The sequence below is a fragment of the Ruegeria sp. AK4 genome, assembly GCF_056541025.1.
This window is the reverse complement of sequence record NZ_JBQFXS010000001.1, coordinates 648,918-671,817: the sequence shown is the minus strand read 5'-3', so window position 1 is coordinate 671,817 and position 22,900 is coordinate 648,918. Positions and strand designations below refer to the sequence as shown.

Sequence of the window (22,900 nt, the reverse complement as noted above, 5' to 3'; positions counted from 1 at the left end):
GTTTTAGGTGACAATTTTGCCTAGATATCGTGACAGCCTTGTGACGATTTTACTCTGCCGCAGCGCGTAACTCGGGCCCTCCGCTGTGGATGATGGCCAGCAATTCCTCGCGCCGTTTGGCGGCTTTTGCCTCGTTTTCCAGCAGAACCGGCCCAAAGCCGCGAATGTCCAACGGCAACCGGGCCAGGGCGGCAATGGCGTCGCGCGTGTTGTCGGACAGCAAGGGCAGAACCTGCTGCATGTCCTTTTCGTACTGCCGGATCAATGCGCGTTCCATCCGGCGTTCCGCCGAGTAGCCAAAGATATCCAGCGGCGTGCCGCGCAGGGATTTCAGCTTTGTCAGCGCCTTGAGCGGGCCAAGCATCCATTCCCCGAACGCCCGTTTGCGGGGTCGCCCATTGCCGCTGGACCCGCCCAGAATCGGCGGCGCAAGGTGGAAGGTCATCTTGAAGTCGCCGTCGAACTCGGCCGCGGCTTTCTCGCGGCTGCTGAGCAACAGGCGCGCGACCTCGTATTCGTCCTTGTAGGACAGCAGCTTGTGATAGCCCTTGGCCAGAGCCTCGCACACCTCGGTGTCTTCGACCGACTCCACCAGCTTGCGATACCGCTTGGCCAGCCGGGCGCTTTGATACCCGGTCAGATGCTGCGCGCGGAAATCGATAATCTGTTCCAGAGTCTTGGGCATTTCCGTCACCGACGGTGCCAGAATGGCCTGCACCTGATCCGGGTGCAGAACGGCCCAGCGACCGATGTCGAAGGCGCGTTTGTTGCGCTCGACCGCCGTGCCGTTCAGTTCAATCGCATGCACGATGGCGTCATGGCTGACCGGCAGGAAGCCCCGCTGCCACGCTGCGCCGAAGACCATCATGTTCGAATAGATCGAATCGCCCATCACAGCACGTGCCAGATCGGTGGCATCGAACAGGGACAGCCCGTCCTTCAGCCGCGCCTGTAACGCCAGTTCCAGCCGATCCTTGGGAATGCGGAACTCGGTATCCCGAGTGAAGTCGCCGGTGACGGTTTCGTGGCTGTTAACCACGGCCCCGGTTTGCCCGGTCCGGGTCAGACCCAGAGTCTTGGCCCCAGCCGAGACAACCAGATCACCCCCGATCAGCGCATGGGCTTCGCCGGTTGCAACCCGGATGGCGCTGATATCTTCGGGCTTGTTCGCCAGACGGCAGTGGATATGCACCGCGCCGCCCTTTTGGGCCAGCCCGGCCATCTCCATCATGCCCGCGCCTTTGCCATCGACCTGCGCCGCTTGTGCCAGAATCGCGCCCAGCGTCACGACGCCAGTGCCGCCGACCCCGGTGATCACAACGTTATGCGTGCCCTTGATCTGGGGCAAAACCGGCATTGGCAAGTCCGGCAGGTCAATCTCGGTCGTCGCCTCTTTACGGATCGTTGCGCCTTCCAGTGTTACGAAAGAAGGGCAAAAGCCGTTGAGGCACGAGAAATCCTTGTTGCAGCTTGACTGATCAATCGCGCGTTTGCGGCCCAGTTCGGTCTGTTTCGGCACAATCGACACGCAGTTCGACTGCACACCGCAATCGCCGCAGCCTTCGCAGACGTCGGTGTTGATGAAGACCCGCTTGTCCGGATCAGGAAACTCCCCCCGTTTGCGGCGGCGGCGTTTCTCGGCGGCACAGGTCTGGATATAAACGATGACCGAGACGCCCTCGATCTCGCGAAACTTCTCCTGCACCTGCATCAGATCGGCGCGTTCGAAGGTCTCAACGCTGCCGGGCAGAGCTTTGAAGTTCACGTCTTCTTTTTCATCGTAAACCACGGCCACGTGCTGGACGCCCATCGCCTTGACCTCGGCCACGATGCGTTCGGCGGTCAGATCGCCCTCGTTGTCCTGCCCGCCGGTCATGGCGACAGCATCGTTGAACAGGATTTTAAAGGTGATGTTGGTGCCCGCCGACAATGCGGCCCGTATGGCCTGCACGCCCGAATGGTTATACGTGCCATCGCCAAGGTTCTGAAACACGTGCTTGGTGGTCGAGAACGGAGCCTCGCCAACCCAGTTCACCCCTTCGCCGCCCATCTGGGTGAAACCGGTGGTCTCACGGTCCATCCATTGCACCATGTAGTGACAGCCAATCCCGGCATAGGCGCGGCTGCCATCCGGCACCTTGGTCGAGCTGTTATGTGGGCAGCCCGAGCAGAAAAACGGCAGGCGCGTCGCGATTTCCTGCGCGTTGTCGGCCCGGCGCGCCTCGGACAGTTTAGCCAGACCGGCGCGCACGCCGTCCGTGTCGCGCCCTTCTTCGATCAGGATTTCGCCCAGCTTTTCGGCAATCATGATCGGGTCCAAGGCACCGCGTGTCGGGAACAGCTCTTCCCGGTGCAGTGTCCCTGCCCCGCCCTTGTACCAACCGTAAACGCGGCGGCCCCGGCGGTCGTCAAAGATCGCCTCTTTGACCTGCACCTCGATCAGCTTGCGCTTTTCTTCGACGATGACGATCAGATCCAGCCCTTCGGCCCAGTCGTGGAAACCGGCCATGTCCAGCGGGAAGGTCTGGCCGATCTTGTAGGTAGTGATCCCCAGCCGTTCGGCCTCATCCGCGTCGATGTTCAGCAGCGACATGGCATGGGCCAGATCTAGCCAGTTCTTGCCGGCCGCGACGAAACCGATCTTGGCACCGGGCTTGCCCCAGACCCGTTTGTCCAGCTTGTTGGCATGGGAAAACGTCTCGGCCGCGAAGCGCTTGTAGTCGATGATCCGGGCTTCCTGCAGATGTGGTGTATCGCCCAGTCGGATGTTCAGCCCGCCCTCGGGCATTTCAAACTCGGGCGTTACCAGCTGCATCCGCCCGGGGCTGCCATCCACGACCGAGGTGACTTCGATCGTGTCCTTCATCGTCTTCAGACCGACCCAAAGCCCGGCAAAGCGGCTGAGCGCAAAGCCGTAAATACCGTAATCCAGTATCTCCTGCACGCCCGCCGGGCTGACCACCGGCATATACATATCGACAAGGGACCACTCGGACTGATGCAACACGGTCGAGCTTTCGCCCGTATGGTCATCCCCCATCGCCATCAGCACACCGCCATGCTGCGCGGTCCCGGCCATATTTGCGTGCCGCATCACATCGCCTGACCGGTCCACGCCGGGGCCTTTGCCATACCACAGGCCAAAAACCCCGTCGAACTTGCCGTCATTCCGCAGCCCGGCCTGCTGGCTGCCCCAAAGCGCGGTGGCGGCCAGATCCTCGTTCAGACCGAACTGAAAGGTCACGTCGCTTTCGGTCAGCTGCTTCTGCGCGCGCGTCATCTGCTGATCCACCGCGCCTAGGGGCGAACCCCGATAGCCAGTCACCAGACCGGCGGTGTTCAGCCCGGCCTTCATGTCCCGCGCCTTCTGCATCAGCATCAGCCGCACCAATGCCTGAGTCCCGTTCAGAAGAATGGGGTTTTTCGACAAATCGAACCGGTCGTTCAACGTTATCTTTGGCTGGCTCATCAGACGCCTCCCCTCGTCAGATCAGTGTGCTACATTTCTGTTCATTTTAGGTCATGAAAGCTGACCTGTATAGCCATTGTCCCCTGAATCGTAACGATTTCATCCTTTGAATGTGGAACTTGTTACCTATTTCATATAGGCGTTCCCCGAGATAACGAAAGTTGCGGCGATGGATTGGGACAAGCTTAGAATATTTCACGCGGTTGCGGATGCCGGCAGCCTGACCCATGCGGGCGACAAGCTCAATTTGTCTCAATCCGCCGTGAGCCGTCAGATCCGCGCGCTGGAAGAATCACTCGACGCGACCCTGTTTCACCGCCACGCGCGGGGGCTGATTCTAACCGAACAGGGTGAGTTGCTGTTCGATGCGACCTCAGCCATGTCCAAACGTCTGGACGCCGCCGCCGCCCGTATCCGCGACAGCGAAGAAAAGGTGTTCGGCGTTCTGCGCGTCACCACCACGTTCGGCTTCGGCACCCTGTGGCTGGCCCCGCGCCTGCCAAAGCTCTACGAACAGTACCCCGAACTCAACATCGACCTGATGCTTGAAGAACGCGTTCTGGACTTGCCAATGCGCGAGGCCGACGTGGCGATCCGCATGAAAGAGCCCAGCCAGGCCGATCTGGTGCGAAAGCGCCTGATGACCGTCCAGATGCAGCTATATGCGACGCAGGAATACCTGGAAGCACACGGCGGACCGCTGAAAACGCCGGAAGATATCAAGGACCACAGGCTGATCTGCCAAACACCGGCAGCGCCACAGGTGGGGGCCAGTGCCGCGATGGTCCGGCATCTTATGACCTTCGACCCCGTTTCCCTGCTAACGGTGAACAATTATTTCGGCGTTCTGCAGGGGGTGCTGCACAATCTGGGCATTGGCGTTCTGCCAAATTACGTCACGCAGGATTTCCCGCAGCTTGTCCCGATCCTGCCCGAGGCCGAAAGATCAGACGTGCCGGTCTACCTTGCCTACCCCGAGGAACTGCGCCACTCGCAGCGCGTTGCGGCCTTCCGCGACTTCGTTCAAGCGGAAATAATTGAGCAGCGTAAACAGCTTAAGCAGATGGGACAACTGTAGCTATGCACAGAAAGCATAGCGGACATGTCTCAACATAAGCCTAATAAATCTTGAACGTTCACAAACTGCACCCTAAATGAGCACTCGAAGACGATGATGCTGAAACGCTTATCTTCTTCATACCTCCCTGTTGGACTACGGCCGAGCTTAGTGCTCGGCCTTTTTTTTGGCGCTTGCCCGCGCACTGCGCGTTGAAAACTCTGGGAATAACTCGCGCTTCCCTCTATGATCCCGAAAAACAATCAAAATTTTTCGTGATCGAGGGCAAATTCAATGTTCCATCCATTTCGCCTGTTGATGGCTGTGCTGTCTTTGGTGGTCTTTGCAGGTACTGTGCACGCGCAAGTCACCACAACTTCAGGCTCCGGCGCGCCGGCGACCATCAGCATCCCCGAGGACCTGACCCCCGAACAGGTCGACGATCTGGTCGCCCGAATGTCCGACGACCAGGTCCGGTCAATCCTGCTGGAACGCCTGGATGCCGTTGCCGAGAAAAACGCGGCAGAGGCCGAAGAGCGTGAAGACCCGATCACCGAAATCAACGAGATCTGGGCGGAAATGGTGGCGTCCTGGACGCATGTTATCGTCACCGTGCCGCACATATTCAGCGCACAGGCCCGTGCGATTGAGAATTTCACCGGAACATTCGGCGTCAACGGGGCATTTTCCCTGATGGGCCTGGTTCTGAGCGTTCTGGTTGTCGGCTTCGTCGCGGAAAAACTGTTCGAGTTGCTGACACGCCGCTGGCACGTTCAGACCGAGGTTGATGACGAAAACGACCTGTGGGGCGCTGTCCGCTATCTGTTTGGCCGCTTCTGCCGCGAAATCGCCGGATTGATCGTGTTCTACGTGGTTATCCGGGCCGTGGGGCGCGGCCTTTTGACAACGGAACAGATCACCTATGCCGCGCCGTTTGTGTTTTATCTGATCTGGGTTCCTCGGCTTGGGGCCGCCGCCTCGCGCTTTGTTCTGGCGCCCAGCAAACCCCATTACCGGCTGGTCAACATCGATGATCACTGGGCCAAGTACCTGCACCGCAACCTGATTGGCCTGCTGATCCTGATCGGTTTCACCTTGTTCCTGCTTCACTTCAACAGGCTGAACGGCATCACCCCCGGCGAAACGCGTATCGGGTTCTGGCTGAACGCCGCGACCCACATCTATATCGGTGTGATCGCATGGAAAGCGCGCGAAGGCTTGTCGCAGATGATGCTGGGCACCGACCCTGATCACACCAAGTTCGACGAGGAGATCGCGCATTATTACCCCTATTTCGCCATTGGCGTCTCGGCGGTGATCTGGCTGCTGGTCGAGTTTCTGGTGGCGCAGCGCAACCCATGGACCCTGTCGCTGCTGACCAATGGGGCGCATTTCACCACCATGTTCTGGCTGTTGATCGCGCCTGCGCTGGATACGCTGATACGTGGTCTGGTGCGGCATTTGCAGCCACCCATGCTGGGCGAAGGTTCGGTGGCAGAACGCGCCTATAAATCCACCAAGCGCAGCTATATCCGCATTGGCCGGGTTCTGGCGGGCATTCTGGTGATCCTGATGATTGCCAAGGCCTGGAATCTGGACCTGCAGGAAATTGCGGGCGGCAGAGGGGAAGACGGCAGCCGTCTGATCCAGTTCTTCATCATCATCGCCGTGGGCTACATCCTGAACGAGATCGTTTCGCTGTGGATCAATCGGCGTCTGGCCAAGGAACAGACGGCGGGTCAAAGCCCCGATGAAGAGGCCGGCGAAGGCGGTGGAACGGGCGGGTCGCGTCTGGCCACGGTTCTGCCGCTGCTGCGGGTCACGGCTCAGGTCGCGATTGCGGTGATCTTTGTTCTGCTGGCTCTGGGGGCGTTGGGTTTGGATATCACACCGCTTCTGGCCGGTGCTGGTATCCTTGGCCTCGCCATCGGTTTCGGCGCGCAGAAACTGGTCTCGGATATCGTCGGGGGGATTTTCTTCCTGATCGACGATGCGTTCCGCGTGGGTGAATATGTTGATGTTGGCGGCACTACTGGCACGGTCGAGAAAATCTCGATCCGTTCGATGCAGCTACGCCACCACCGCGGGCCGGTTCATACCATTCCTTACGGTGAGATTCAGAAACTGACCAATTACAGCCGTGACTGGGTCATCATGAAGCTGAAATTCACCGTGCCCTTCGACACCGACCCCAACAAGGTCAAGAAGATCTTCAAGAAGATCGGTGCCGAGATGATGGAGGACGAGACCCACAAGGACGGCTTCCTGCAGCCCTTCAAGTCGCAAGGCGTGTTCGACTTTGACGATGTGGGCATGATCATTCGCGGTAAGTTCATGGCCAAGCCCGGTAAGCAGTTCACCCTGCGCAAGGAAATCTTCAACCGGGTCAAGGCCGCATTCAAGGAAAACGGCATCGACTTCGCCCGCCGCGAGGTACGTGTGGCCATCCCCGGCCTGGACGATGCCGAGCATCTGAGCGAGGAACAAAAAGCCGCCGTTGGGGCAGCCGCCGGCGACGCCGTCGCCCAGCAGGCACAGCAGCAGCAGGAACAGAAATAACCCTGCGCCCGGCACGCGGTCCGGCAGGACCCGCGTGCCGGACCCTTTCGCTTTGCCTTTTCTCTTCCCCCCGGCGGCCCCTTCCCCTAAAAGGCGCCAACCATTGCCATCTCGGGGACTGAAACAGGATGCAAGAGCCAGCCATCACACCGGATCTGATTGCCGCCCACGGGTTGAAACCCGAAGAGTACGACATGATCCTGGGGATCATCGGGCGCGAGCCGACATTCACCGAGCTTGGCATTTTTTCGGCGATGTGGAACGAGCATTGTTCCTACAAATCCTCAAAGAAATGGCTGCGGACCTTGCCGACCTCGGGTCCTCAGGTGATCTGCGGCCCCGGTGAAAACGCGGGCGTGGTCGATATCGGTGATGGGCAGGCCGTGGTCTTCAAGATGGAAAGCCACAACCACCCCTCGTATATCGAACCGTATCAGGGCGCGGCCACCGGCGTTGGCGGCATCCTGCGCGACGTCTTTACCATGGGCGCGCGTCCCATCGCATCCATGAACGCGCTGTCCTTTGGCGAACCGGATCACCATAAGACCCGCCAACTGGTGAACGGAGTGGTCGAAGGCATCGGCGGCTATGGCAACTGTTTCGGGGTTCCCTGCGTCGGTGGCGAGGTTCGGTTTCACCCCGCTTATAACGGCAACTGCCTCGTGAACGCATTTGCCGCCGGACTGGCCGATAGCGACAAGATTTTCTACTCCGCCGCCTCGGGCGTCGGCATGCCGGTCGTCTATCTGGGCGCCAAGACCGGCCGGGATGGCGTCGGCGGCGCAACCATGGCCTCGGCCGAGTTTGACGACACAATTGAAGAAAAGCGCCCCACGGTTCAGGTCGGCGACCCCTTCACCGAAAAGCGCCTGATGGAGGCGACGCTGGAGCTGATGCAGACCGGTGCGGTGATCTCGATCCAGGACATGGGCGCGGCGGGCCTGACCTGTTCCGCTGTCGAGATGGGCGACAAGGGCGGTCTGGGCGTTCGCCTTGATCTGGAAACCGTGCCTCAGCGCGAAGAGAACATGACCGCATACGAAATGATGCTGTCGGAGTCGCAGGAACGCATGCTGATGGTCCTGAAACCCGAGCTTGAGGCCGAAGCCCGCGCCGTTTTCGAGAAATGGGATCTGGATTTCGCCATCGTCGGTGAAACCATCGCCGAAGACCGCTTTCTGATCACGCATAACGGCGAGATCAAAGCCGACTTGCCCCTGTCGAAACTGTCCTCGACCGCACCCGAATATGACCGCCCGTGGGAACCCACGCCGCAGGCCGAAGACCTGTCCGACGTGCCGCAGATCGACCCGATCGACGGGTTGCGCGCCCTGCTCGCCTCGCCCAACTACGCGGGCAAACAGTGGGTTTACGAGCAATACGATACAATGGTGATGGCCGACAGCGCCCGCACGCCCGGTCTGGGTGCAGGCATGGTGCGCGTGCACGGCACTGACAAGGTGCTGGCCTTCACCTCGGATGTGACGCCCCGATACGTGCGCGCCAATCCGGAAGAAGGCGGCAAGCAGGCGGTGGCCGAAGCCTATCGCAACCTCACCGCTGTGGGAGCGACGCCGCTGGCCACAACCGACAACCTGAACTTCGGCAACCCCGAAAAGCCCGAGATCATGGGCCAGTTCGTCGGCGCAATCAAAGGCATCGGCGCCGCCGTTGCTGCGCTGGACATGCCCATCGTGTCAGGCAACGTCTCGCTTTATAACGAAACCGACGGTCAGGCCATCCTGCCCACGCCCACCATCGGTGCGGTCGGCCTGCTGAACCACACCGACGAAATCATCGGCAATGAGGTCCGCGAGGGCCATGTCGCGCTGGTAATCGGTGAAACGACCGGCCATCTGGGCCAATCCGCCCTGCTGGTCGAGGTGTTCAACCGCGAAGACGGCGACGCCCCGCATGTCGATCTGGATGCGGAAAAGCGCAACGGTGATTTCATCCGCGCCAACCGCGAGATGATCAAGGCCTGCACCGATCTGGGTGACGGCGGTCTGGCACTGGCCGCCTTCGAACTGGCCGAGGCTGCGGGCGTGGGCGTCTGCCTCGACGACGCGCCGACCGGGTTCCTGTTTGGCGAGGATCAGGCCCGCTATCTGGTCGCTTGCAACTTCGATCAGGCCGAGGCCCTGATGATCGCCGCCGGACAGGCGGGCGTTCCTCTGGTCTCGGTGGGCCGATTCACCGGCGAAACCGTCAAGATCGGCGGCTCCGAAGCCGCATTGTCCGACCTGACCGAGACCTTCCGAAACAGCTTTGCCGCAGCGGTGGCCTGATCCCGCAGGCTTCCTCTCGTTCCAAATACGGAAATCCTGCGTCCGTCAACAGGCGCAGGATTTCCCGGTTAAGCGCCCCATCCCCATCTTGCACGCCCCGATGCATCGCTCTACATCTTGGGAAAGACTTTCAGGAGTAACCTACATGCCGATGAGCGCCCACGAAATCGAAACCCTGCTGCGCGAAGCCTTCCCTGATGCCGAGATTCAGGTTGGCGGGCAGGATGGCGTGCATATGTCCGCCATGGTCGTGGACGAAAGCTTTCGCGGCAAAAACCGGGTTCAGCAACAACGCGCGGTCTATGCGGCCTTGAAAGGCAAGATGGATGGCCCAGATGGCGAGTTGCACGCGCTGGCGCTGACCACCAAGGCACCTGAATGACGTCCTCTCAGGGCTAATAGAGATCTTTGTCCCCAAGGGGATAACCGAAAGGAAACGCGAAATGACCGACGTGAAAACCCAGATCGACGAAACCGTCAAAGCCAATGACGTGGTGCTCTACATGAAAGGCACCAAGGAAATGCCGCAATGCGGGTTTTCCTCGCGCGTGGCGGGCGTGCTGAACTATATGGGCGTCGACTATGCAGACGTGAACGTTCTGGCGGATGAGGACGTGCGTCAGGGCATCAAGGATTACTCCGACTGGCCGACTGTCCCTCAGCTTTATGTCAAAGGCGAGTTCGTCGGCGGCTGTGACATCATCACCGAGATGACACTGTCGGGCGAGCTGGATACGTTGTTCGACGAAAACGGCGTCGGCTACAACAAGGAAGCCGCGGACAAAATTCGCGAAGCCAACGCCTGATCCGGCCTTACTGGCTGGAACATTCCTTGTAGATGACCTGTTCGGTGGCGGCACTGCCTGCCCCGACATAGCTGATCGAAGCGTCCCATCCTTTCGAGCGCAGGATATATGTGCCCTCGCCGCCCACGGATTCGTACCGGATGCCCGACCCGCTGCGCACCTGACGCATGGCAATAAGCGTGTTGTCGACCATGGTGGCCGCGGCACCGGACCCGTCCGCCGCGTTGAAGTACGTGACCGGCAGCGGAACGCCGTTCTCGCAGGTGAATGTGACCGACAAAATGTCGATCTCAGCCAGCGCCGCCGTGGCGGACACCACCGCCAACACGCCGCAGACTGAGGCAAGCGCATGTCTCATTGCGCGGACTTTTCTTCAACAACCGAGGCCAGCGCCTCGGCCCGGGCCGCCAGTTCCGCCAATGTGTCCGTCACGGATGGCGGCACCACGGCCACTTCGACCCGCTCGGGTTCAGGTGCCGGGGCGTTGCGCAGCGTCTGCAATTCGGCTTCGACCTCGGCCAGCTTTGCCTCCAACGCCGTGACCTTGTCCTCGGTCGCTGCGGTCTTGTCGGCCAGCATAAGGCCGGCCATCAGCAGCATCCGCGATTCTGGCATGCGTCCGATCTGGTCTGACAGGACCTGAGCCTCATCATCCAGCATTTTGGCCGCGGCCTGCAAAAAGGTCTCTTCCCCGTCCTGGCACGAAACATCAAAGCCGCGCCCGCCGATGTTAATGGTTACTTCGGGCATTACTCTACCTCACCTTCTGCCAGTTTTGCGTGCGACAGCAGCGGTTCCAGCCGTGCCAGCACCGCCTGCGCTTCCGCCGCGTCGGTGGCCTGTGCCGCGCGCGTCGCTTCCAGTTCGGCGACCGTCGCGCGGTTCAGCAACTCGGCATCCGCCATGCCGTCTTCCGCCGCCGCGCGCAGTTCTTCGACCGAGTCGCGTAACTGCTCATTGGCCTTGCGCATGCGTTGCAGATCGTCATCCAGCCGCGACATCGCGGCCCCGTGGCTCGCTCGTTCGGCCCGCAGCATGTCAAGTTCGGCAGTCAGGTCGCCGACGCGTTCGGAATCGGCCAGTTCCAGCTTCAGCCGCTTGTTCTCGGCTTCAATCTTCCGCGCCTGTTCCAGCAGCCCTTTGAGTTCCAGCAACTCGGCCCGCAGCGGGGCGGTATCTTCCCTGCCCTCCAGATCGCCGCGCAGCTTCGCGTTTTCGGCCCGCAGGGCATCCAGTTCTTCCGAGTTGTCCAGCGCCGCCTTCGCCTCGGCCAGTTCCGCCCGCGCGGCCTCGACCGAGGCCAGCTTTGCCGTCGCCTCGGTCAATTGCTCGCGCAGCCCGTCGGCTTCCGCACCGGGGGCCGAGGCCGCCCGCAATTGCTCCATATCGGCGCGCATTGCGTCAACTTCCTGCTGATGCCGCTCTTTCAGGGATTTAAGGCGCTCTTCCAACTGTGCATTGGCAAGCCGTTCATCCTCTAAAGCAACCTGCAGGCCCGTATCCAGTCCACCGTCGCTGGGGGCCGCCTTGCGCAGCGCTTCGACGCCTGTTCCGATCCGATCCATCGCGGCCATGATGCGGTGTTGTAAGTCTTCTATCTGGCTCATGCCCCTGTCACCTCTTTACCAAGGTTCGTTCTGTCGCACGGCCGTCCGAATCAAGCGCGGCCACGTTCGACCCCAATTCTAACGGAATGTTCCGGAAAATACCCACTCTTTGCTTTCAATCACTTGGGCAACAGAGTTGAAGCGCCAAACGCCCCCAGGGCCCGGTTCCGCTTGCACTTTGAGGGCTGGATGGTATTGAGCCCGCATTCTGCCTGTAATCCAAAGGAATAACGCCCGTGGACCTGACTGCGCTGCGCAATGCAAACCCCGAACACTGGGACAAAGCGGCGGCCATCCGCACGCTGACCCTCGACGCCGTCGCCGCCGCCAATTCCGGCCATTCCGGTATGCCGATGGGCATGGCCGATGTTGCGACCGTGCTGTTCGAAAAGCACCTGAAATTTGACGCCTCGGCCCCCAACTGGCCCGACCGCGACCGGTTCATCCTGTCGGCGGGCCATGGTTCGATGCTGGTCTATTCGCTGCTGTATCTGACCGGGCACTCTGACGTCACGCTGAACGAGATCAAGAACTTCCGTCAGTTGGGCGCAAAAACCGCAGGCCACCCGGAAAACTTCCTGATCGAAGGGGTTGAGACAACCACCGGCCCGCTGGGTCAGGGCATCTCGAACGCTGTGGGCTTTGCTATGGCCGAAGAAATCCAGCGCGCGCATTACGGCAAGAAGGTCGTCGATCACTATACATACGTCATCGCAGGCGATGGCTGCCTGATGGAAGGCGTCAGCCAGGAGGCGATTACGCTGGCCGGTCGCCACGAACTGGGCAAGCTGATCGTGTTCTGGGACAACAACAACATAACCATCGACGGCACGGTCGATATGGCCGACCGCACCGATCAGGTGCGTCGCTTTGCGGCCTCGGGCTGGCAGGTGATCGAGATTGACGGGCATGATCCGGTCGCCATCGACTCGGCCATCACCCGCGCCAAGTCGTCCAACAAGCCGACGATGATCGCCTGCGAAAGCCATATCGCTTTGGGCCATGCCGCGCAGGGCACCTCGAAAGGCCACGGCGCGTTGACCGATCAGGAACAACTGAAAGCAGCCAAGGATGGTTACGGCTGGCCCCACGGCCCCTTTGAAATCCCGGCTGAAATCAAATCCGCCTGGGAAGCCATCGGCACCCGCGGTGCCGCCGAGCGCGCGGCGTGGGAAGAACGCTTCGCACAACTGTCCGAGCGCAAACAGGCCGAGTTCAACCGCGCCCATGCCTTCGAAGCGCCGAAGAAACTGGCCGGGGCCATCCGTTCGTTCAAGAAACAGGTGTCCGAGGATCAGCCCAAACTGGCCACCCGCGCGTCGTCCGAGAAGGTTCTGAACGTCGTCAACCCGATCATGCCCGAGACCATTGGTGGTTCCGCCGACCTGACCGGTTCGAACAACACCAAATCGGCGGATATGGGCGTGTTCCTGCCCGAAAACCGCAAGGGCCGTTATATCCATTACGGCATCCGTGAGCACGGAATGGCCGCTGCGATGAACGGCATGGCGCTGCATGGCGGCATCCGCCCCTATGGCGGCACGTTCATGGCCTTCACCGACTATGCCCGCCCGTCTATGCGTCTGGCAGCGCTGATGAAAGTGCCGACGGTCTTTGTGATGACCCACGACTCGATCGGTCTGGGCGAAGACGGCCCGACCCACCAGCCGGTCGAGCATCTGGCGATTTCACGCGCAACGCCGAACACCTATGTCTTCCGCCCCGCCGACACCGTTGAGACCGCCGAGGCATGGGAACTGGCGCTGACCTTCAAGGACAGCCCCTCGGTCCTGTCGTTGACCCGTCAGGGCGTGCCCACCGTGCGGACACAGCACAAGGCCAAGAACCTGACTGCACAAGGTGCTTATGTTCTGGCCGATGCCGAGGCGAAACGTCAGGCCATCCTGATCGCCACCGGGTCCGAAGTCTCGCTGGCGATGGAAGCGAAAGCGATGTTGGAGGCCGAAGGCATCGGCACCCGCGTCGTCTCGATGCCCTGCATGGAACTGTTTGCCGAGCAGGACGAAGCCTATCGCAAGCGCGTTCTGCCCGCCGGTGCCGTGCGTGTCGGTATCGAGGCCGCCGTCCGCGCCGGTGGCTGGGATCGCTGGCTGCTGGGCGAGCGTGGCCGCGAGGCCAAGGCCGGGTTCATCGGCATGTCGAGCTTTGGCGCATCCGCTCCGGCAGGTGAGTTGTACAAGCATTTTGGCATCACCGCCGAGGCCACCGTAGCAAAGGTCAAGGAATTGCTGGGGCTGTAAACGGGTCCATACAATCAAGCAAAGGGCGGCCAAGGGCCGCCCTTTTCATTTGGATTTAGCCTCAATCCTCTGCTTCAGCGCATCATAGGCTCTTTGGGCGTAGTCCAATCGCAATTCATACCGTCCTTGCACCACGACCGCATCAGGCGCTTGCAAGCCGATGCAGGACAGCGTTTGGCGCAGGTGCGTGCCGGACAGGGGAACATAGGTTGTCGATTGGCCGGTCAAAGCGTTGTAGATGCGCCCACCGACCCAAAGATCGCGCTTTTGCGCCTTTCGCGCGGTATCGATGCGGAAATGCAGGAAACCATACAGTGCGGTTTCATCGAACGGGGCCTCATCGGCGGCAACGCTCAGGGCTGAAAAAACCGAGGATGCAGCGCCCCGCGACGATTTGCGTGATCCGACTTGTCGGATCAAAGGTCCGTTGATCAAGGTTTCCAAACGGTTAGTGTTCATCCTGCTGGCCAGCTTTCCGAATGAACAAGGGCCCGAATACTTTGGTCGCTACCGGGATCAGCACAAGTCCCCATGCCAGTCCAAAGATCCCATCCATCGTCGCCTTGGACACCCATTCGACTACGCCCGTCCATGACTCTGAAACCGAATGGCCCAACGCATAGGCCCAATCGTGAATGTGATGGCCCAGCCAGCCAAAGCCCAAAACCTCCATCCCGTGGATCATGATGGAACCGCCAACCCACAGCATTGCTGCGGTTCCGACGATAGACAGCACTTTCATGACCATCGGCATCGCCTTCACCAACCCTCGGCCCAGACCGCGCCCGACCGGCGTTGGGGCGTTGCCCGCAAGGAACAGCCCGACATCGTCCATTTTGACGATCAAAGCGACGGCCCCATAGACCGCAACAGTCACGCCGATCCCCACCACGGCCAAAGTCGCCGCCTGCATCCAGACATTCGGGGCTTCGATGGCTGCAAGTGCGATTGTCATGATCTCAGCCGACAGTATGAAATCCGTCTTTATCGCGCCTTTGACCTTCTGTTCTTCCAGATGGCCCGGATCGCGATTCTTCATGTCTTCGTCGATGGCGTGGCTGCCATGCGGGAAGAGGACATGGAAGATTTTCTCGGCCCCTTCGAAACATAAATACGAGCCCCCGATCATCAGCAGCGGTGTGATCAGCCAGGGCGCGAAATTGGCCAGCAGCAAGGCCACAGGCAGCAGCAGGACGATCTTGTTGAAAATCGACCCGCGCGCGATGCGCCAGATGATCGGCAACTCGCGCGCCGGGGCAAAGCCCTGAACGTATTTTGGCGTAACGGCCGCGTCGTCGATGATCACACCTGCGGTTTTGGCCCCCGCCTTGCCCGCAGCCGCAACCACATCGTCCAACGAGGCCGCCGCGACCTTGGCAATGCCCGCCACATCGTCCAACAAGGCCAACAGACCACTCATCGCGTTTCCTTTCCTGCCACCTGCCGCATTCGGACCCTACCCGATCCAACGGCTAGCGCAAGCGTTAGCGCAACCGCGCAAGGTTTGCGCTAACACCTTAAAAATATGCCACTTTTGCCCTTTTGAGATTCCCTATTCACCGCTATATGGCCCTCAACGCAAGCGCATTCGGAGGCATCACATGACCATCAAGGTCGGCATTAATGGTTTTGGCCGCATTGGCCGTTGTACCCTGTCGCACATCGCGGCCTCGGGCCGTAACGACATCGAAGTGATCAAAGTCAACGCCACCGGCCCGTTGGAAACCTCGGCGCATCTGTTGAAATACGACAGCATCCATGGCCGCTTTCCCCGCGACATCGCGATCAACGGCAACACCATGGATCTGGGCCGCGGCCCGATGGAGATGTTCTCGACCTATGATATGAACGAATTGGACTGGGGCGGATGCGATGTCGTTCTGGAATGCACCGGCAAGTTCAATGACGGGCTGAAGGCCAAGACCCATCTGGAGCGCGGCGCGCGCAAGGTGCTGCTGTCCGCACCGGGCAAGAATGTCGACAAGACGATTGTGTTCGGCGTGAACCACAACACGCTGACCGCGAACGACAACATGGTGTCGAACGGCTCGTGCACGACCAACTGCCTTGCTCCGCTTGCCAAGGTTCTGGACGAAGGTGTCGGCATCGAGCACGGCATCATGACCACGATCCACGCCTATACCGGCGACCAGCCGACGCTGGACCGCCGCCACAGCGACCTGTACCGCGCCCGCGCCGCCGCCATGTCGATGATCCCGACTACGACCGGTGCCGCAGCGGCGCTGGGTGAGGTTCTGCCCAACCTGAAAGGGCGTCTCGACGGTTCGGCCATCCGCGTGCCGACCCCGAATGTCTCGGCGGTTGACCTGTCTTTCCGCGCCTCGCGCGATGTCACCGTGGATGAGGTGAACGCCATCGTCGAAGAAGCGGCCAAGGGTCCGATGCAGCGCGTTCTGGGGTATGAGCCTGCGCCGCTGGTCTCGACCGATTTCAACCATACCGAGGAAAGCTCGATCTTCGCGCCGGATCAGACCCGTGTGGTTGATGGTCGCATGGTGCGCGTGCTGGCCTGGTACGACAACGAATGGGGTTTCTCGGTCCGTATGGCCGACGTGGCCGTCGCGATGGGCCGTCTTAACTGACCCTTCGCACATCGCTTGTACACTTATGCCCGCTCAGGTTATCTGGGCGGGCATTTTCGTTCGGGGACAGGATGACAAATCAACTCGCCATCTGGCTCGGCATCCTCATTCTGGGCGGGTTCATGCTGGACTATGCGATTTTCGGGACCGACCATTTGTTGTTCCTCGGCAAGAAACTCTACGACTTTCTGGATTGGCTCGCTTTCTGGCGCTGACCGAGGTTTTCCTTGACTTTCGGCGCGATCTGGCTTTGTTAGCGCTAACCAAGCCTTGAACCAAGGCCAACCCGGAATTCTGACGGAGCGCAAAATGACACTCAAACTGGCAATCAACGGATTTGGACGGATCGGGCGCAGCGTTTTGCGGGCCGTTGTGGAATCGGGCCGAACCGACGTGGAAATCGTTGCGATCAACGATCTTGGCAAACCCGAGATGAACGCGCACCTGTTCGAGTTCGACAGCGTGCATGGGCGCTACCCTCATCCGGTTACTCTGACTGACGCCGGACTGGATATCGGCACAGGCACCATCCGGCTGAGCAGCGAACGCGAGCCCGAGGCGCTGAACTGGTCCGATGTGGACGTTGTTCTGGAATGCACCGGCGTGTTTCGTACCCGCGAAGCCGCCGAACGTCACCTGAAGAACGGCGCGCGCAAGGTCCTGATCTCGGCCCCGGCCCGCGGCGACGGCGCGGTAAAGACGGTTGTGTTCGGTGTGAACGATCACGAACTGACCGCCGAGGATACGGTTGTGTCCAACGCGTCCTGCACCACCAACTGCCTGTCGCCGGTGGCGGCGGCGCTTGATGCCGGTCTGGGTATCGTTCATGGCAACATGACAACCGTGCACGCTTACACGGCTAGCCAGCCGGTGCATGACACAGTTGGCAAAGACCCCTATTTGTCGCGCGCAGCGGCCCTGTCGATGATCCCGACCACAACCGGTGCCGCAGCCGCCGTTGGTCTGGTCCTGCCGCAACTGGCCGGCAAGCTGACCGGTCAGGCGATCCGGGTTCCGACCCCGAATGTCTCGGTTGTCGATTTGGTGGCCGAGGTATCGCGCCCGACCACCGAGGATGAGGTCAACGCGCTGTTCGTCGAAGCCGCGTCCAAAATCCCCGGCGTACTGGCGGCTGAAAACCGTCCGCTGGTTTCGATTGATTTCAACCACGACTCGCACAGTTCGACCGTTTCTCTAGCCGAAACAAAGGTCACGGACGGCACGCTGGTCCGCGTGCTGGCGTGGTATGACAACGAGTGGGGGTTCTCGAACCGTATGCTGGATACGGCAGTCGCGATGGGCGCCCTAGCCTAACCTGTCGCGCAGCGCGGCATTGACGGCGGGTGTGACGAACTTGGACACATCCCCATTCAGCCGCGCGATTTCCTTGACCAGTTTCGAGGCGATGGCCTGATGCCGCGCCTCGGCCATCAAAAAGACCGTCTCGATCGAGTCGTTCAGCGCCCGGTTCATGCCGACCATCTGGAATTCGTACTCGAAATCGGCGACAGCCCGCAATCCTCGAACGATGATCTGAGCGCCCACGTCCTGGGCACAGTCGATCAGCAGGTTCTCGAACGGGTGCGCGACGATTTCGGTACCAGTCTGCTGGGTCAGATGCGCGCATTCCGCTTCGATCATGGCCACCCGCTCCTCGAGCGAAAACAGCGGGCCTTTGTCGCGGTTGATCGCAACACCGATGACAAGCTTATCCACCAGCGCCGTCGCCCGGCGGATGATGTCGATATGACCCATGGTGATCGGGTCAAATGTTCCCGGATATAATCCAACCCGCATCACGGCCTCCTGCGCAACAAAATTTCTGCGTCAGCAATCATAACTTTGCTGCAGGTGCAAGATGTTTCATCGGCAATGCCGTCGTCAATGGCCCATTATCATGCCCTGAAGCGCGTCTTTTTCCATCGCCAGTTCGGACAGCTGCGCCTTGACCACGTCGCCCAGGGTCACAATGCCGACCAGTTTGCCATCTTCCAGCACCGGCATGTGGCGAAACCGGCCTTCGGTCATACGGGACATGATATCCTGAACGGTATCCTGCCGGGTTGCCGTCACCAGATCGCGGGTCATGTAGGCATCAACCGGTTTACCCAGACAGCCACTGCCCGAGGCCGCAAGTTCGCGCACAATGTCGCGCTCGGACAGGATGCCCATCGCGGTGCTGCCGCCGTCATCTGAAACGATCACCGTCCCGATCCGTTTTTCCGCAAGAATCTTTGCCGCGTCGGACACTGTCGACGTCGGCTCGACCGTGACGACCTCATCCGTTGCCTTAGAGCTCAAAATGGCCTGTACGAGCATATGCAAAAACCTCCGGAATAATAACGTACTGTTTTCCAAAGCGTTGCCGGAATGTCTGGACCTGTCAAGGTAGCGCTTCGGCTTCCAACCGCGCTATTTCGCCTCGTATTTCGTGTGTCAGTGCGTTGGCAAAGCGGTTCAGCCGCTCGTTGCGCTGGTCGCCCTGATGCCGGATCAGATAAAAACTTCGCGTCAGACTCACTTGATCCGTCAGGATTTTCCGCAACTCAGGATGGAAAGGCAGTGTGAAATCATGGGCCACACACACACCTGTCCCCAGCGAGACCTGCCGCAACTGAACCGAGACCGAGTTCGATGCAAGGGCAACACGGTCAATGCCGATATCGCTCAGATAATCCAGTTCCCGGTCAAAGATCATATCCGGGATGTAACCAATCAGGCGGTGCCCGGCCAGGTCGGCGACCGAACCAATCGGGCCGTGGTGCTGCAGGTAGTTTTGCGTTGCGACCAGATGCAGTTTGTAGTCGCTTATCTTCTTGACCAGCAGCTTTCCGGCGGTCGGTGCGCTGACCGTGATTGCCATATCCGCCTCGCGCCGGGACAGGTTGATGATACGGGGCAAGGCGAGGATCTGAATATCCAGATCAGGATTGGCATCGCTGATTTTTGCGCAGACCTGCGGCAGCAGATAGTTCGCGCTGCCGTCCGGCGCCCCGATCCTGATCTGACCGCTCAAGGATTTGGTTGACCCGGTCATGGCACCCGCCGCCGCGCGCATCGCCTCTTCGGCCTGCAAGCCATGATCCAACAGGCGTTCGCCCGCAGTGGTCAGCACGTACCCTTGCTGCGTCTTGGTAAACAGCACGGCGTCCAACGCCGCCTCCAGCCGGGCAATACGCCGCCCAACCGTGGCCGGATCGATCTTGAGGATGCGCCCTGCGGAAGACAGGCTTTCCTCACGCGCGACGGCCAGAAAGACCCTCATATCATCCCAGTTTGGGTTCATTCCCCTGCCTTTGCATTTTTGCAAAACTCTTTTGAGACATTGCCTCTGTTCGGGGAATTTCTGCAAGCCTATTCTGCGCGCAAATCTTCGGAGGAAAATTCCATGCAAAACCTGACCCACTTTCTGAATGGTGAGCAAGTTGCCGGTACGTCCGGCCGGTTTGACGATGTCTTCAATCCGGCAACCGGTGAAGTGCAATACAAGTGCCCGATGGCCAGCGCGGCCGAAACCACCGCCGCGATTGAGCAGGCCGCCATCGCGCAACCCGCCTGGGGCGCGACCAACCCGCAGAAACGCGCGCGGGTCATGATGGCCATGGTGGGCCTGATGAACCGCGACATGGACAAGCTGGCCGAGGCGCTGAGCCGCGAGCATGGCAAGACCATCCCTGACGCCAAGGGCGACCTGCAGCGCGGGCTCGAGGTGATCGAATATTGCATCGGCGCCCCGCAAATGCTGAAGGGTGAATACACCGACAGCGCAGGCCCCGGCATCGATATGTATTCGATGCGCCAGCCCCTGGGTGTCGTGGCCTCGATCATGCCGTTTAATTTTCCGGCTATGATGCCGCTGTGGCATGTCGGCCCGGCGCTGGCTTGCGGCAACGCGGTGGTGCTGAAACCGTCCGAACGTGACCCCTCCGTGCCGCTGATGCTGGCCGAGCTGTTTATCGAGGCTGGTTTGCCCAAAGGCGTGTTCCAAGTCGTCAACGGAGACAAAGAGGCGGTCGATACCCTGCTGGACAGCGACATCATTCAGGGCGTCAGCTTCGTGGGCTCGACCCCGATCGCGCAGTACATCTATTCCCGCGCAACCGCGAACGGCAAACGCGCGCAGTGCTTCGGTGGTGCAAAGAACCACATGATCGTGATGCCCGACGCCGATCTGGATCAGGCCGCTGACGCGCTGGTCGGGGCCGGGTTCGGTGCGGCGGGCGAACGCTGCATGGCTGTCTCGGTTGCGGTTCCGGTCGGCGAAGAAACCGCCGATGCGCTGATCGAGAAACTGATCCCACGCGTCGAAAAGCTGAAAGTCGGTCCCTACACCGCAGGCGACGATGTGGACATGGGGCCAGTTGTGACCGGTGCCGCGAAAGAGCGCATTCTGGGCCTGATCAACTCGGGCGTCGAGCAAGGCGCGAAACTGGTTGTCGACAACCGCGACTTCAGCCTGCAGGGCTATGAGGACGGCTTCTTTGTCGGCCCGCACCTGTTCGATAACGTGACGCCCGAGATGGATATCTACACGCAGGAAATCTTTGGCCCGGTTCTGTCCACGGTCCGCGCGGGGTCCTATGAAGAAGCGCTGAAACTGGCGATGGATCACGAATATGGCAACGGCACTGCTATCTTTACGCGCGATGGCGACACCGCCCGCGACTTTGCCAGCCGTGTAAACATCGGCATGGTGGGTATCAACGTCCCGATCCCGGTACCGCTGGCCTATCACACCTTTGGCGGCTGGAAGAAGTCCATGTTCGGCGACCTGAACCAGCACGGCCCGGACAGCTTCAAGTTCTACACCCGCACCAAAACCGTCACAGCCCGCTGGCCGTCGGGCATCAAGGAAGGTGGCGAGTTCAACTTCAAAGCGATGGACTGATCCGACGCCTGAAACGATCCACCCGGCCCGCTTAGGGCCGGGTTTTCCGGCAATTACTTGCCACGTACGCCGCTGAGGCGCGGCCTCACGATAAATTCACAACCGCACCTCTGGAAATTCGGCCTGTCCGGCAATATTTTGGCGTCAAAACGTTGACCGAGCAGTTCAAATCCCGGAGGCCGCATTGTCCAACTCTCGCATGACACGCCGCTCTGCCCTTTTGGGGGTAGCGTCCGTTCTGGCTACGCCCGCCCTGGTGCGCGCCCAAAGCACCGACGCGTTCCCGCAAACCGAAGACGCGATCAGCACGCAACTGCCGGTACGACGCAACGTGTCGTCCTTTTCGCAGCAGAACTGGCAGGATCACTTTGACGAATTGGGTGTCGGTGCATTGTTGGCCGATATCACCAGCCGCGCTGTGCATTATTGGGGTGCGGATGGCACCTATAAACTGTACCCAAGCTCGGTTCCCATGAGCGAGGAGCTGACCAAGCGCGGCTATACCAAAGTCGTGCGCAAGGCCGAATACCCAAGCTGGACCCCGACCGCATCCATGCGTGAGCGTGACCCGTCCCTGCCTGTTCGGATGGAGGGCGGCGACCCCGGCAACCCGCTGGGCACCCGTGCGATGTATCTGGGCTGGCCGGCCTATCTGGTCCACGGCACCCATGACACGCGCAAGATCGGTCGCCAAAGCTCCTCTGGCTGTATTGGCCTGTACAATCAGCATGTCGAGGAACTGTATCCTCTTGTCCAGGTCGGAACGCAGGTTCGACTGGTATAAACGGAAAAGCCCCGGTCACAACGACCGGGGCTTTCTGATTTGGTGGTGATCGAAAGTTACTCGGGCAAGATCACCGCATCGACCACGTGAATCACGCCGTTGCTGGCTTCGATATCGGCCTGAACAACTTTGGCTTTGTTTACCTTCACACCGTTGCGGGCATTTACGCTCAGCCGATCCCCCTGAACGGTCAGAACCTTGGCGCGCTTGCCAGCGATGTCACCGGACATCACCTTGGCAGGAACAACGTGGTAGGTCAGGATCGACACCAACTGGTCCTTGTTTTCCGGCAACAGCAGCGTTTCCACCGTGCCTTCAGGCAGTGCGGCGAAAGCCTCATCTGTTGGCGCAAACACCGTAAACGGGCCATCCCCTTTCAGCGTGTCCACTAGACCTGCGGCCTGAACCGCGGCGACCAGCGTGTTGAACGACCCGGCGGATACCGCGGTGTCGACAATATCGGCGGCCTGAGCCTTCAACGGCAGGGCAAATGCAAGTGCGGCGGCGGCGCCCATAAACGTGCGGCGAAACATGGCTGTCATCTCCTCTCCAGCTTGTTATGGAAAGGGGTACGCGCG

Annotated in this window: 21 protein-coding genes; 11 read left to right on the top strand and 10 right to left on the bottom strand. The window is 60.3% G+C overall.

Annotation, left to right across the window (positions count from 1 at the left end; genetic code table 11):
* Positions 1-49 precede the first annotated feature (49 nt).
* Positions 50-3,469, bottom strand: coding sequence for an indolepyruvate ferredoxin oxidoreductase family protein (locus ACR0EZ_RS03040; protein ID WP_480610654.1), 3,420 nt, complete (start codon positions 3,467-3,469; stop codon positions 50-52).
* Between the two features lie 169 nt (positions 3,470-3,638).
* Between ACR0EZ_RS03040 and ACR0EZ_RS03035 the strand changes: the two genes are divergently transcribed.
* The 5 genes from ACR0EZ_RS03035 to grxD all read left to right on the top strand — a co-directional run bounded on the left by ACR0EZ_RS03035 (position 3,639) and on the right by grxD (position 10,179).
* Positions 3,639-4,547 carry a LysR family transcriptional regulator gene (locus ACR0EZ_RS03035; RefSeq protein WP_480610651.1) on the top strand — a complete coding sequence of 303 codons (909 nt, stop codon included), beginning with the start codon at positions 3,639-3,641 and terminating at the stop codon, positions 4,545-4,547.
* Between the two features lie 273 nt (positions 4,548-4,820).
* Complete coding sequence (locus ACR0EZ_RS03030) at positions 4,821-7,085, top strand: mechanosensitive ion channel family protein (RefSeq protein ID WP_480610648.1); 2,265 nt, start codon at positions 4,821-4,823, stop codon at positions 7,083-7,085.
* A 128-nt stretch (positions 7,086-7,213) separates the two neighbouring features.
* Complete coding sequence (gene purL / locus ACR0EZ_RS03025) at positions 7,214-9,373, top strand: phosphoribosylformylglycinamidine synthase subunit PurL (RefSeq protein ID WP_480610645.1); 2,160 nt, start codon at positions 7,214-7,216, stop codon at positions 9,371-9,373.
* 145 nt (positions 9,374-9,518) lie between these two features.
* The gene (locus tag ACR0EZ_RS03020; protein WP_480610642.1) at positions 9,519-9,755 is read left to right on the top strand and encodes a BolA family protein; all 237 of its coding nucleotides are present in this window, start codon (positions 9,519-9,521) and stop codon (positions 9,753-9,755) included.
* A 61-nt stretch (positions 9,756-9,816) separates the two neighbouring features.
* Positions 9,817-10,179 (top strand): Grx4 family monothiol glutaredoxin, encoded by a 363-nt coding sequence (grxD, locus tag ACR0EZ_RS03015; protein WP_480610640.1) that lies wholly within the window; start codon positions 9,817-9,819, stop codon positions 10,177-10,179.
* Positions 10,180-10,186: 7 nt separating this feature from the next.
* Here grxD and ACR0EZ_RS03010 read toward each other — a convergent pair whose 3' ends face one another.
* The 3 genes from ACR0EZ_RS03010 to ACR0EZ_RS03000 are packed head-to-tail and all read right to left on the bottom strand — an operon-like array spanning position 10,187 to position 11,786.
* Positions 10,187-10,537 carry an MliC family protein gene (locus ACR0EZ_RS03010; RefSeq protein WP_480610637.1) on the bottom strand — a complete coding sequence of 117 codons (351 nt, stop codon included), beginning with the start codon at positions 10,535-10,537 and terminating at the stop codon, positions 10,187-10,189.
* Complete coding sequence (locus ACR0EZ_RS03005; RefSeq protein WP_480610634.1) at positions 10,534-10,929, bottom strand: cell division protein ZapA; 396 nt, start codon at positions 10,927-10,929, stop codon at positions 10,534-10,536. Before ACR0EZ_RS03005 ends, ACR0EZ_RS03010 begins: the two co-directional genes overlap by 4 nt.
* Positions 10,929-11,786 (bottom strand): hypothetical protein, encoded by an 858-nt coding sequence (locus ACR0EZ_RS03000; protein ID WP_480610631.1) that lies wholly within the window; start codon positions 11,784-11,786, stop codon positions 10,929-10,931. The genes ACR0EZ_RS03005 and ACR0EZ_RS03000 overlap by 1 nt, the downstream gene beginning before the upstream one ends.
* A 236-nt stretch (positions 11,787-12,022) precedes the next feature.
* Here ACR0EZ_RS03000 and tkt point away from each other — a divergent pair, with 236 nt between their 5' ends.
* Positions 12,023-14,047 carry a transketolase gene (gene tkt, locus ACR0EZ_RS02995; RefSeq protein ID WP_480610628.1) on the top strand — a complete coding sequence of 675 codons (2,025 nt, stop codon included), beginning with the start codon at positions 12,023-12,025 and terminating at the stop codon, positions 14,045-14,047.
* Between the two features lie 45 nt (positions 14,048-14,092).
* Here tkt and ACR0EZ_RS02990 read toward each other — a convergent pair whose 3' ends face one another.
* Positions 14,093-14,506, bottom strand: coding sequence for a hypothetical protein (locus tag ACR0EZ_RS02990; protein WP_480610626.1), 414 nt, complete (start codon positions 14,504-14,506; stop codon positions 14,093-14,095).
* Positions 14,496-15,467, bottom strand: a complete 972-nt coding sequence (locus ACR0EZ_RS02985) for a DUF808 domain-containing protein (protein ID WP_480610625.1) — start codon at positions 15,465-15,467, stop codon at positions 14,496-14,498. The genes ACR0EZ_RS02990 and ACR0EZ_RS02985 overlap by 11 nt, the downstream gene beginning before the upstream one ends.
* A 181-nt stretch (positions 15,468-15,648) precedes the next feature.
* On the opposite strand from ACR0EZ_RS02985, the gene gap (ACR0EZ_RS02980) reads away from it, so the two are divergent.
* From gap (ACR0EZ_RS02980) to gap (ACR0EZ_RS02970), 3 genes are all read left to right on the top strand, one after another.
* Positions 15,649-16,650 carry a type I glyceraldehyde-3-phosphate dehydrogenase gene (gap, locus tag ACR0EZ_RS02980; protein WP_480610623.1) on the top strand — a complete coding sequence of 334 codons (1,002 nt, stop codon included), beginning with the start codon at positions 15,649-15,651 and terminating at the stop codon, positions 16,648-16,650.
* Positions 16,651-16,721: 71 nt separating this feature from the next.
* A complete protein-coding gene (locus ACR0EZ_RS02975) occupies positions 16,722-16,865 on the top strand; it encodes a hypothetical protein (protein ID WP_480610621.1) in 144 nt (47 codons plus the stop codon).
* A gap of 94 nt (positions 16,866-16,959) precedes the next feature.
* Positions 16,960-17,964: a type I glyceraldehyde-3-phosphate dehydrogenase gene (gene gap, locus ACR0EZ_RS02970; RefSeq protein WP_480610619.1), complete on the top strand. Its 1,005-nt coding sequence runs from the start codon at positions 16,960-16,962 to the stop codon at positions 17,962-17,964.
* On the opposite strand, the gene coaD is transcribed toward gap (ACR0EZ_RS02970), so the two are convergent.
* From coaD to ACR0EZ_RS02955, 3 genes are all read right to left on the bottom strand, one after another.
* On the bottom strand, positions 17,956-18,447 hold the full coding sequence (coaD, locus tag ACR0EZ_RS02965) for a pantetheine-phosphate adenylyltransferase (protein WP_480610618.1): 492 nt from the start codon (positions 18,445-18,447) through the stop codon (positions 17,956-17,958). The two genes, gap (ACR0EZ_RS02970) and coaD, sit on opposite strands and share 9 nt — an antisense overlap.
* A gap of 84 nt (positions 18,448-18,531) precedes the next feature.
* Complete coding sequence (locus tag ACR0EZ_RS02960) at positions 18,532-18,969, bottom strand: CBS domain-containing protein (protein WP_480610615.1); 438 nt, start codon at positions 18,967-18,969, stop codon at positions 18,532-18,534.
* A gap of 64 nt (positions 18,970-19,033) precedes the next feature.
* On the bottom strand, positions 19,034-19,936 hold the full coding sequence (locus ACR0EZ_RS02955) for a LysR family transcriptional regulator (protein ID WP_480610612.1): 903 nt from the start codon (positions 19,934-19,936) through the stop codon (positions 19,034-19,036).
* Between the two features lie 102 nt (positions 19,937-20,038).
* Here ACR0EZ_RS02955 and ACR0EZ_RS02950 point away from each other — a divergent pair, with 102 nt between their 5' ends.
* Positions 20,039-21,538, top strand: a complete 1,500-nt coding sequence (locus tag ACR0EZ_RS02950; protein WP_480610611.1) for a CoA-acylating methylmalonate-semialdehyde dehydrogenase — start codon at positions 20,039-20,041, stop codon at positions 21,536-21,538.
* Between the two features lie 199 nt (positions 21,539-21,737).
* A complete protein-coding gene (locus ACR0EZ_RS02945) occupies positions 21,738-22,322 on the top strand; it encodes a L,D-transpeptidase (RefSeq protein WP_480610609.1) in 585 nt (194 codons plus the stop codon).
* Between the two features lie 56 nt (positions 22,323-22,378).
* On the opposite strand, the gene ACR0EZ_RS02940 is transcribed toward ACR0EZ_RS02945, so the two are convergent.
* Positions 22,379-22,855 (bottom strand): fasciclin domain-containing protein, encoded by a 477-nt coding sequence (locus ACR0EZ_RS02940; RefSeq protein ID WP_480611145.1) that lies wholly within the window; start codon positions 22,853-22,855, stop codon positions 22,379-22,381.
* Positions 22,856-22,900: the final 45 nt, after the last annotated feature.

Excerpts from the sequence above, each read along its gene's own strand:
- ACR0EZ_RS02950 (WP_480610611.1), top strand. The coding sequence starts at position 20,039 with ATGCAAAACCTGACCCACTTTCTGAATGGTGAGCAAGTTGCCGGTACG.
- ACR0EZ_RS02955 (WP_480610612.1), bottom strand. The coding sequence starts at position 19,936 with ATGAACCCAAACTGGGATGATATGAGGGTCTTTCTGGCCGTCGCGCGT.
- ACR0EZ_RS03030 (WP_480610648.1), top strand. The coding sequence starts at position 4,821 with ATGTTCCATCCATTTCGCCTGTTGATGGCTGTGCTGTCTTTGGTGGTC.
- ACR0EZ_RS02990 (WP_480610626.1), bottom strand. The coding sequence starts at position 14,506 with ATGAACACTAACCGTTTGGAAACCTTGATCAACGGACCTTTGATCCGA.
- ACR0EZ_RS02985 (WP_480610625.1), bottom strand. The coding sequence starts at position 15,467 with ATGAGTGGTCTGTTGGCCTTGTTGGACGATGTGGCGGGCATTGCCAAG.
- ACR0EZ_RS02960 (WP_480610615.1), bottom strand. The coding sequence starts at position 18,969 with ATGCTCGTACAGGCCATTTTGAGCTCTAAGGCAACGGATGAGGTCGTC.
- ACR0EZ_RS02940 (WP_480611145.1), bottom strand. The coding sequence starts at position 22,855 with ATGTTTCGCCGCACGTTTATGGGCGCCGCCGCCGCACTTGCATTTGCC.
- ACR0EZ_RS03005 (WP_480610634.1), bottom strand. The coding sequence starts at position 10,929 with ATGCCCGAAGTAACCATTAACATCGGCGGGCGCGGCTTTGATGTTTCG.
- purL (WP_480610645.1), top strand. The coding sequence starts at position 7,214 with ATGCAAGAGCCAGCCATCACACCGGATCTGATTGCCGCCCACGGGTTG.
- coaD (WP_480610618.1), bottom strand. The coding sequence starts at position 18,447 with ATGCGGGTTGGATTATATCCGGGAACATTTGACCCGATCACCATGGGT.
- gap (WP_480610623.1), top strand. The coding sequence starts at position 15,649 with ATGACCATCAAGGTCGGCATTAATGGTTTTGGCCGCATTGGCCGTTGT.
- ACR0EZ_RS02975 (WP_480610621.1), top strand. The coding sequence starts at position 16,722 with ATGACAAATCAACTCGCCATCTGGCTCGGCATCCTCATTCTGGGCGGG.
- ACR0EZ_RS03010 (WP_480610637.1), bottom strand. The coding sequence starts at position 10,537 with ATGAGACATGCGCTTGCCTCAGTCTGCGGCGTGTTGGCGGTGGTGTCC.
- ACR0EZ_RS03000 (WP_480610631.1), bottom strand. The coding sequence starts at position 11,786 with ATGAGCCAGATAGAAGACTTACAACACCGCATCATGGCCGCGATGGAT.
- grxD (WP_480610640.1), top strand. The coding sequence starts at position 9,817 with ATGACCGACGTGAAAACCCAGATCGACGAAACCGTCAAAGCCAATGAC.
- ACR0EZ_RS03035 (WP_480610651.1), top strand. The coding sequence starts at position 3,639 with ATGGATTGGGACAAGCTTAGAATATTTCACGCGGTTGCGGATGCCGGC.
- gap (WP_480610619.1), top strand. The coding sequence starts at position 16,960 with ATGACACTCAAACTGGCAATCAACGGATTTGGACGGATCGGGCGCAGC.
- ACR0EZ_RS03020 (WP_480610642.1), top strand. The coding sequence starts at position 9,519 with ATGCCGATGAGCGCCCACGAAATCGAAACCCTGCTGCGCGAAGCCTTC.
- ACR0EZ_RS02945 (WP_480610609.1), top strand. The coding sequence starts at position 21,738 with ATGACACGCCGCTCTGCCCTTTTGGGGGTAGCGTCCGTTCTGGCTACG.
- ACR0EZ_RS03040 (WP_480610654.1), bottom strand. The coding sequence starts at position 3,469 with ATGAGCCAGCCAAAGATAACGTTGAACGACCGGTTCGATTTGTCGAAA.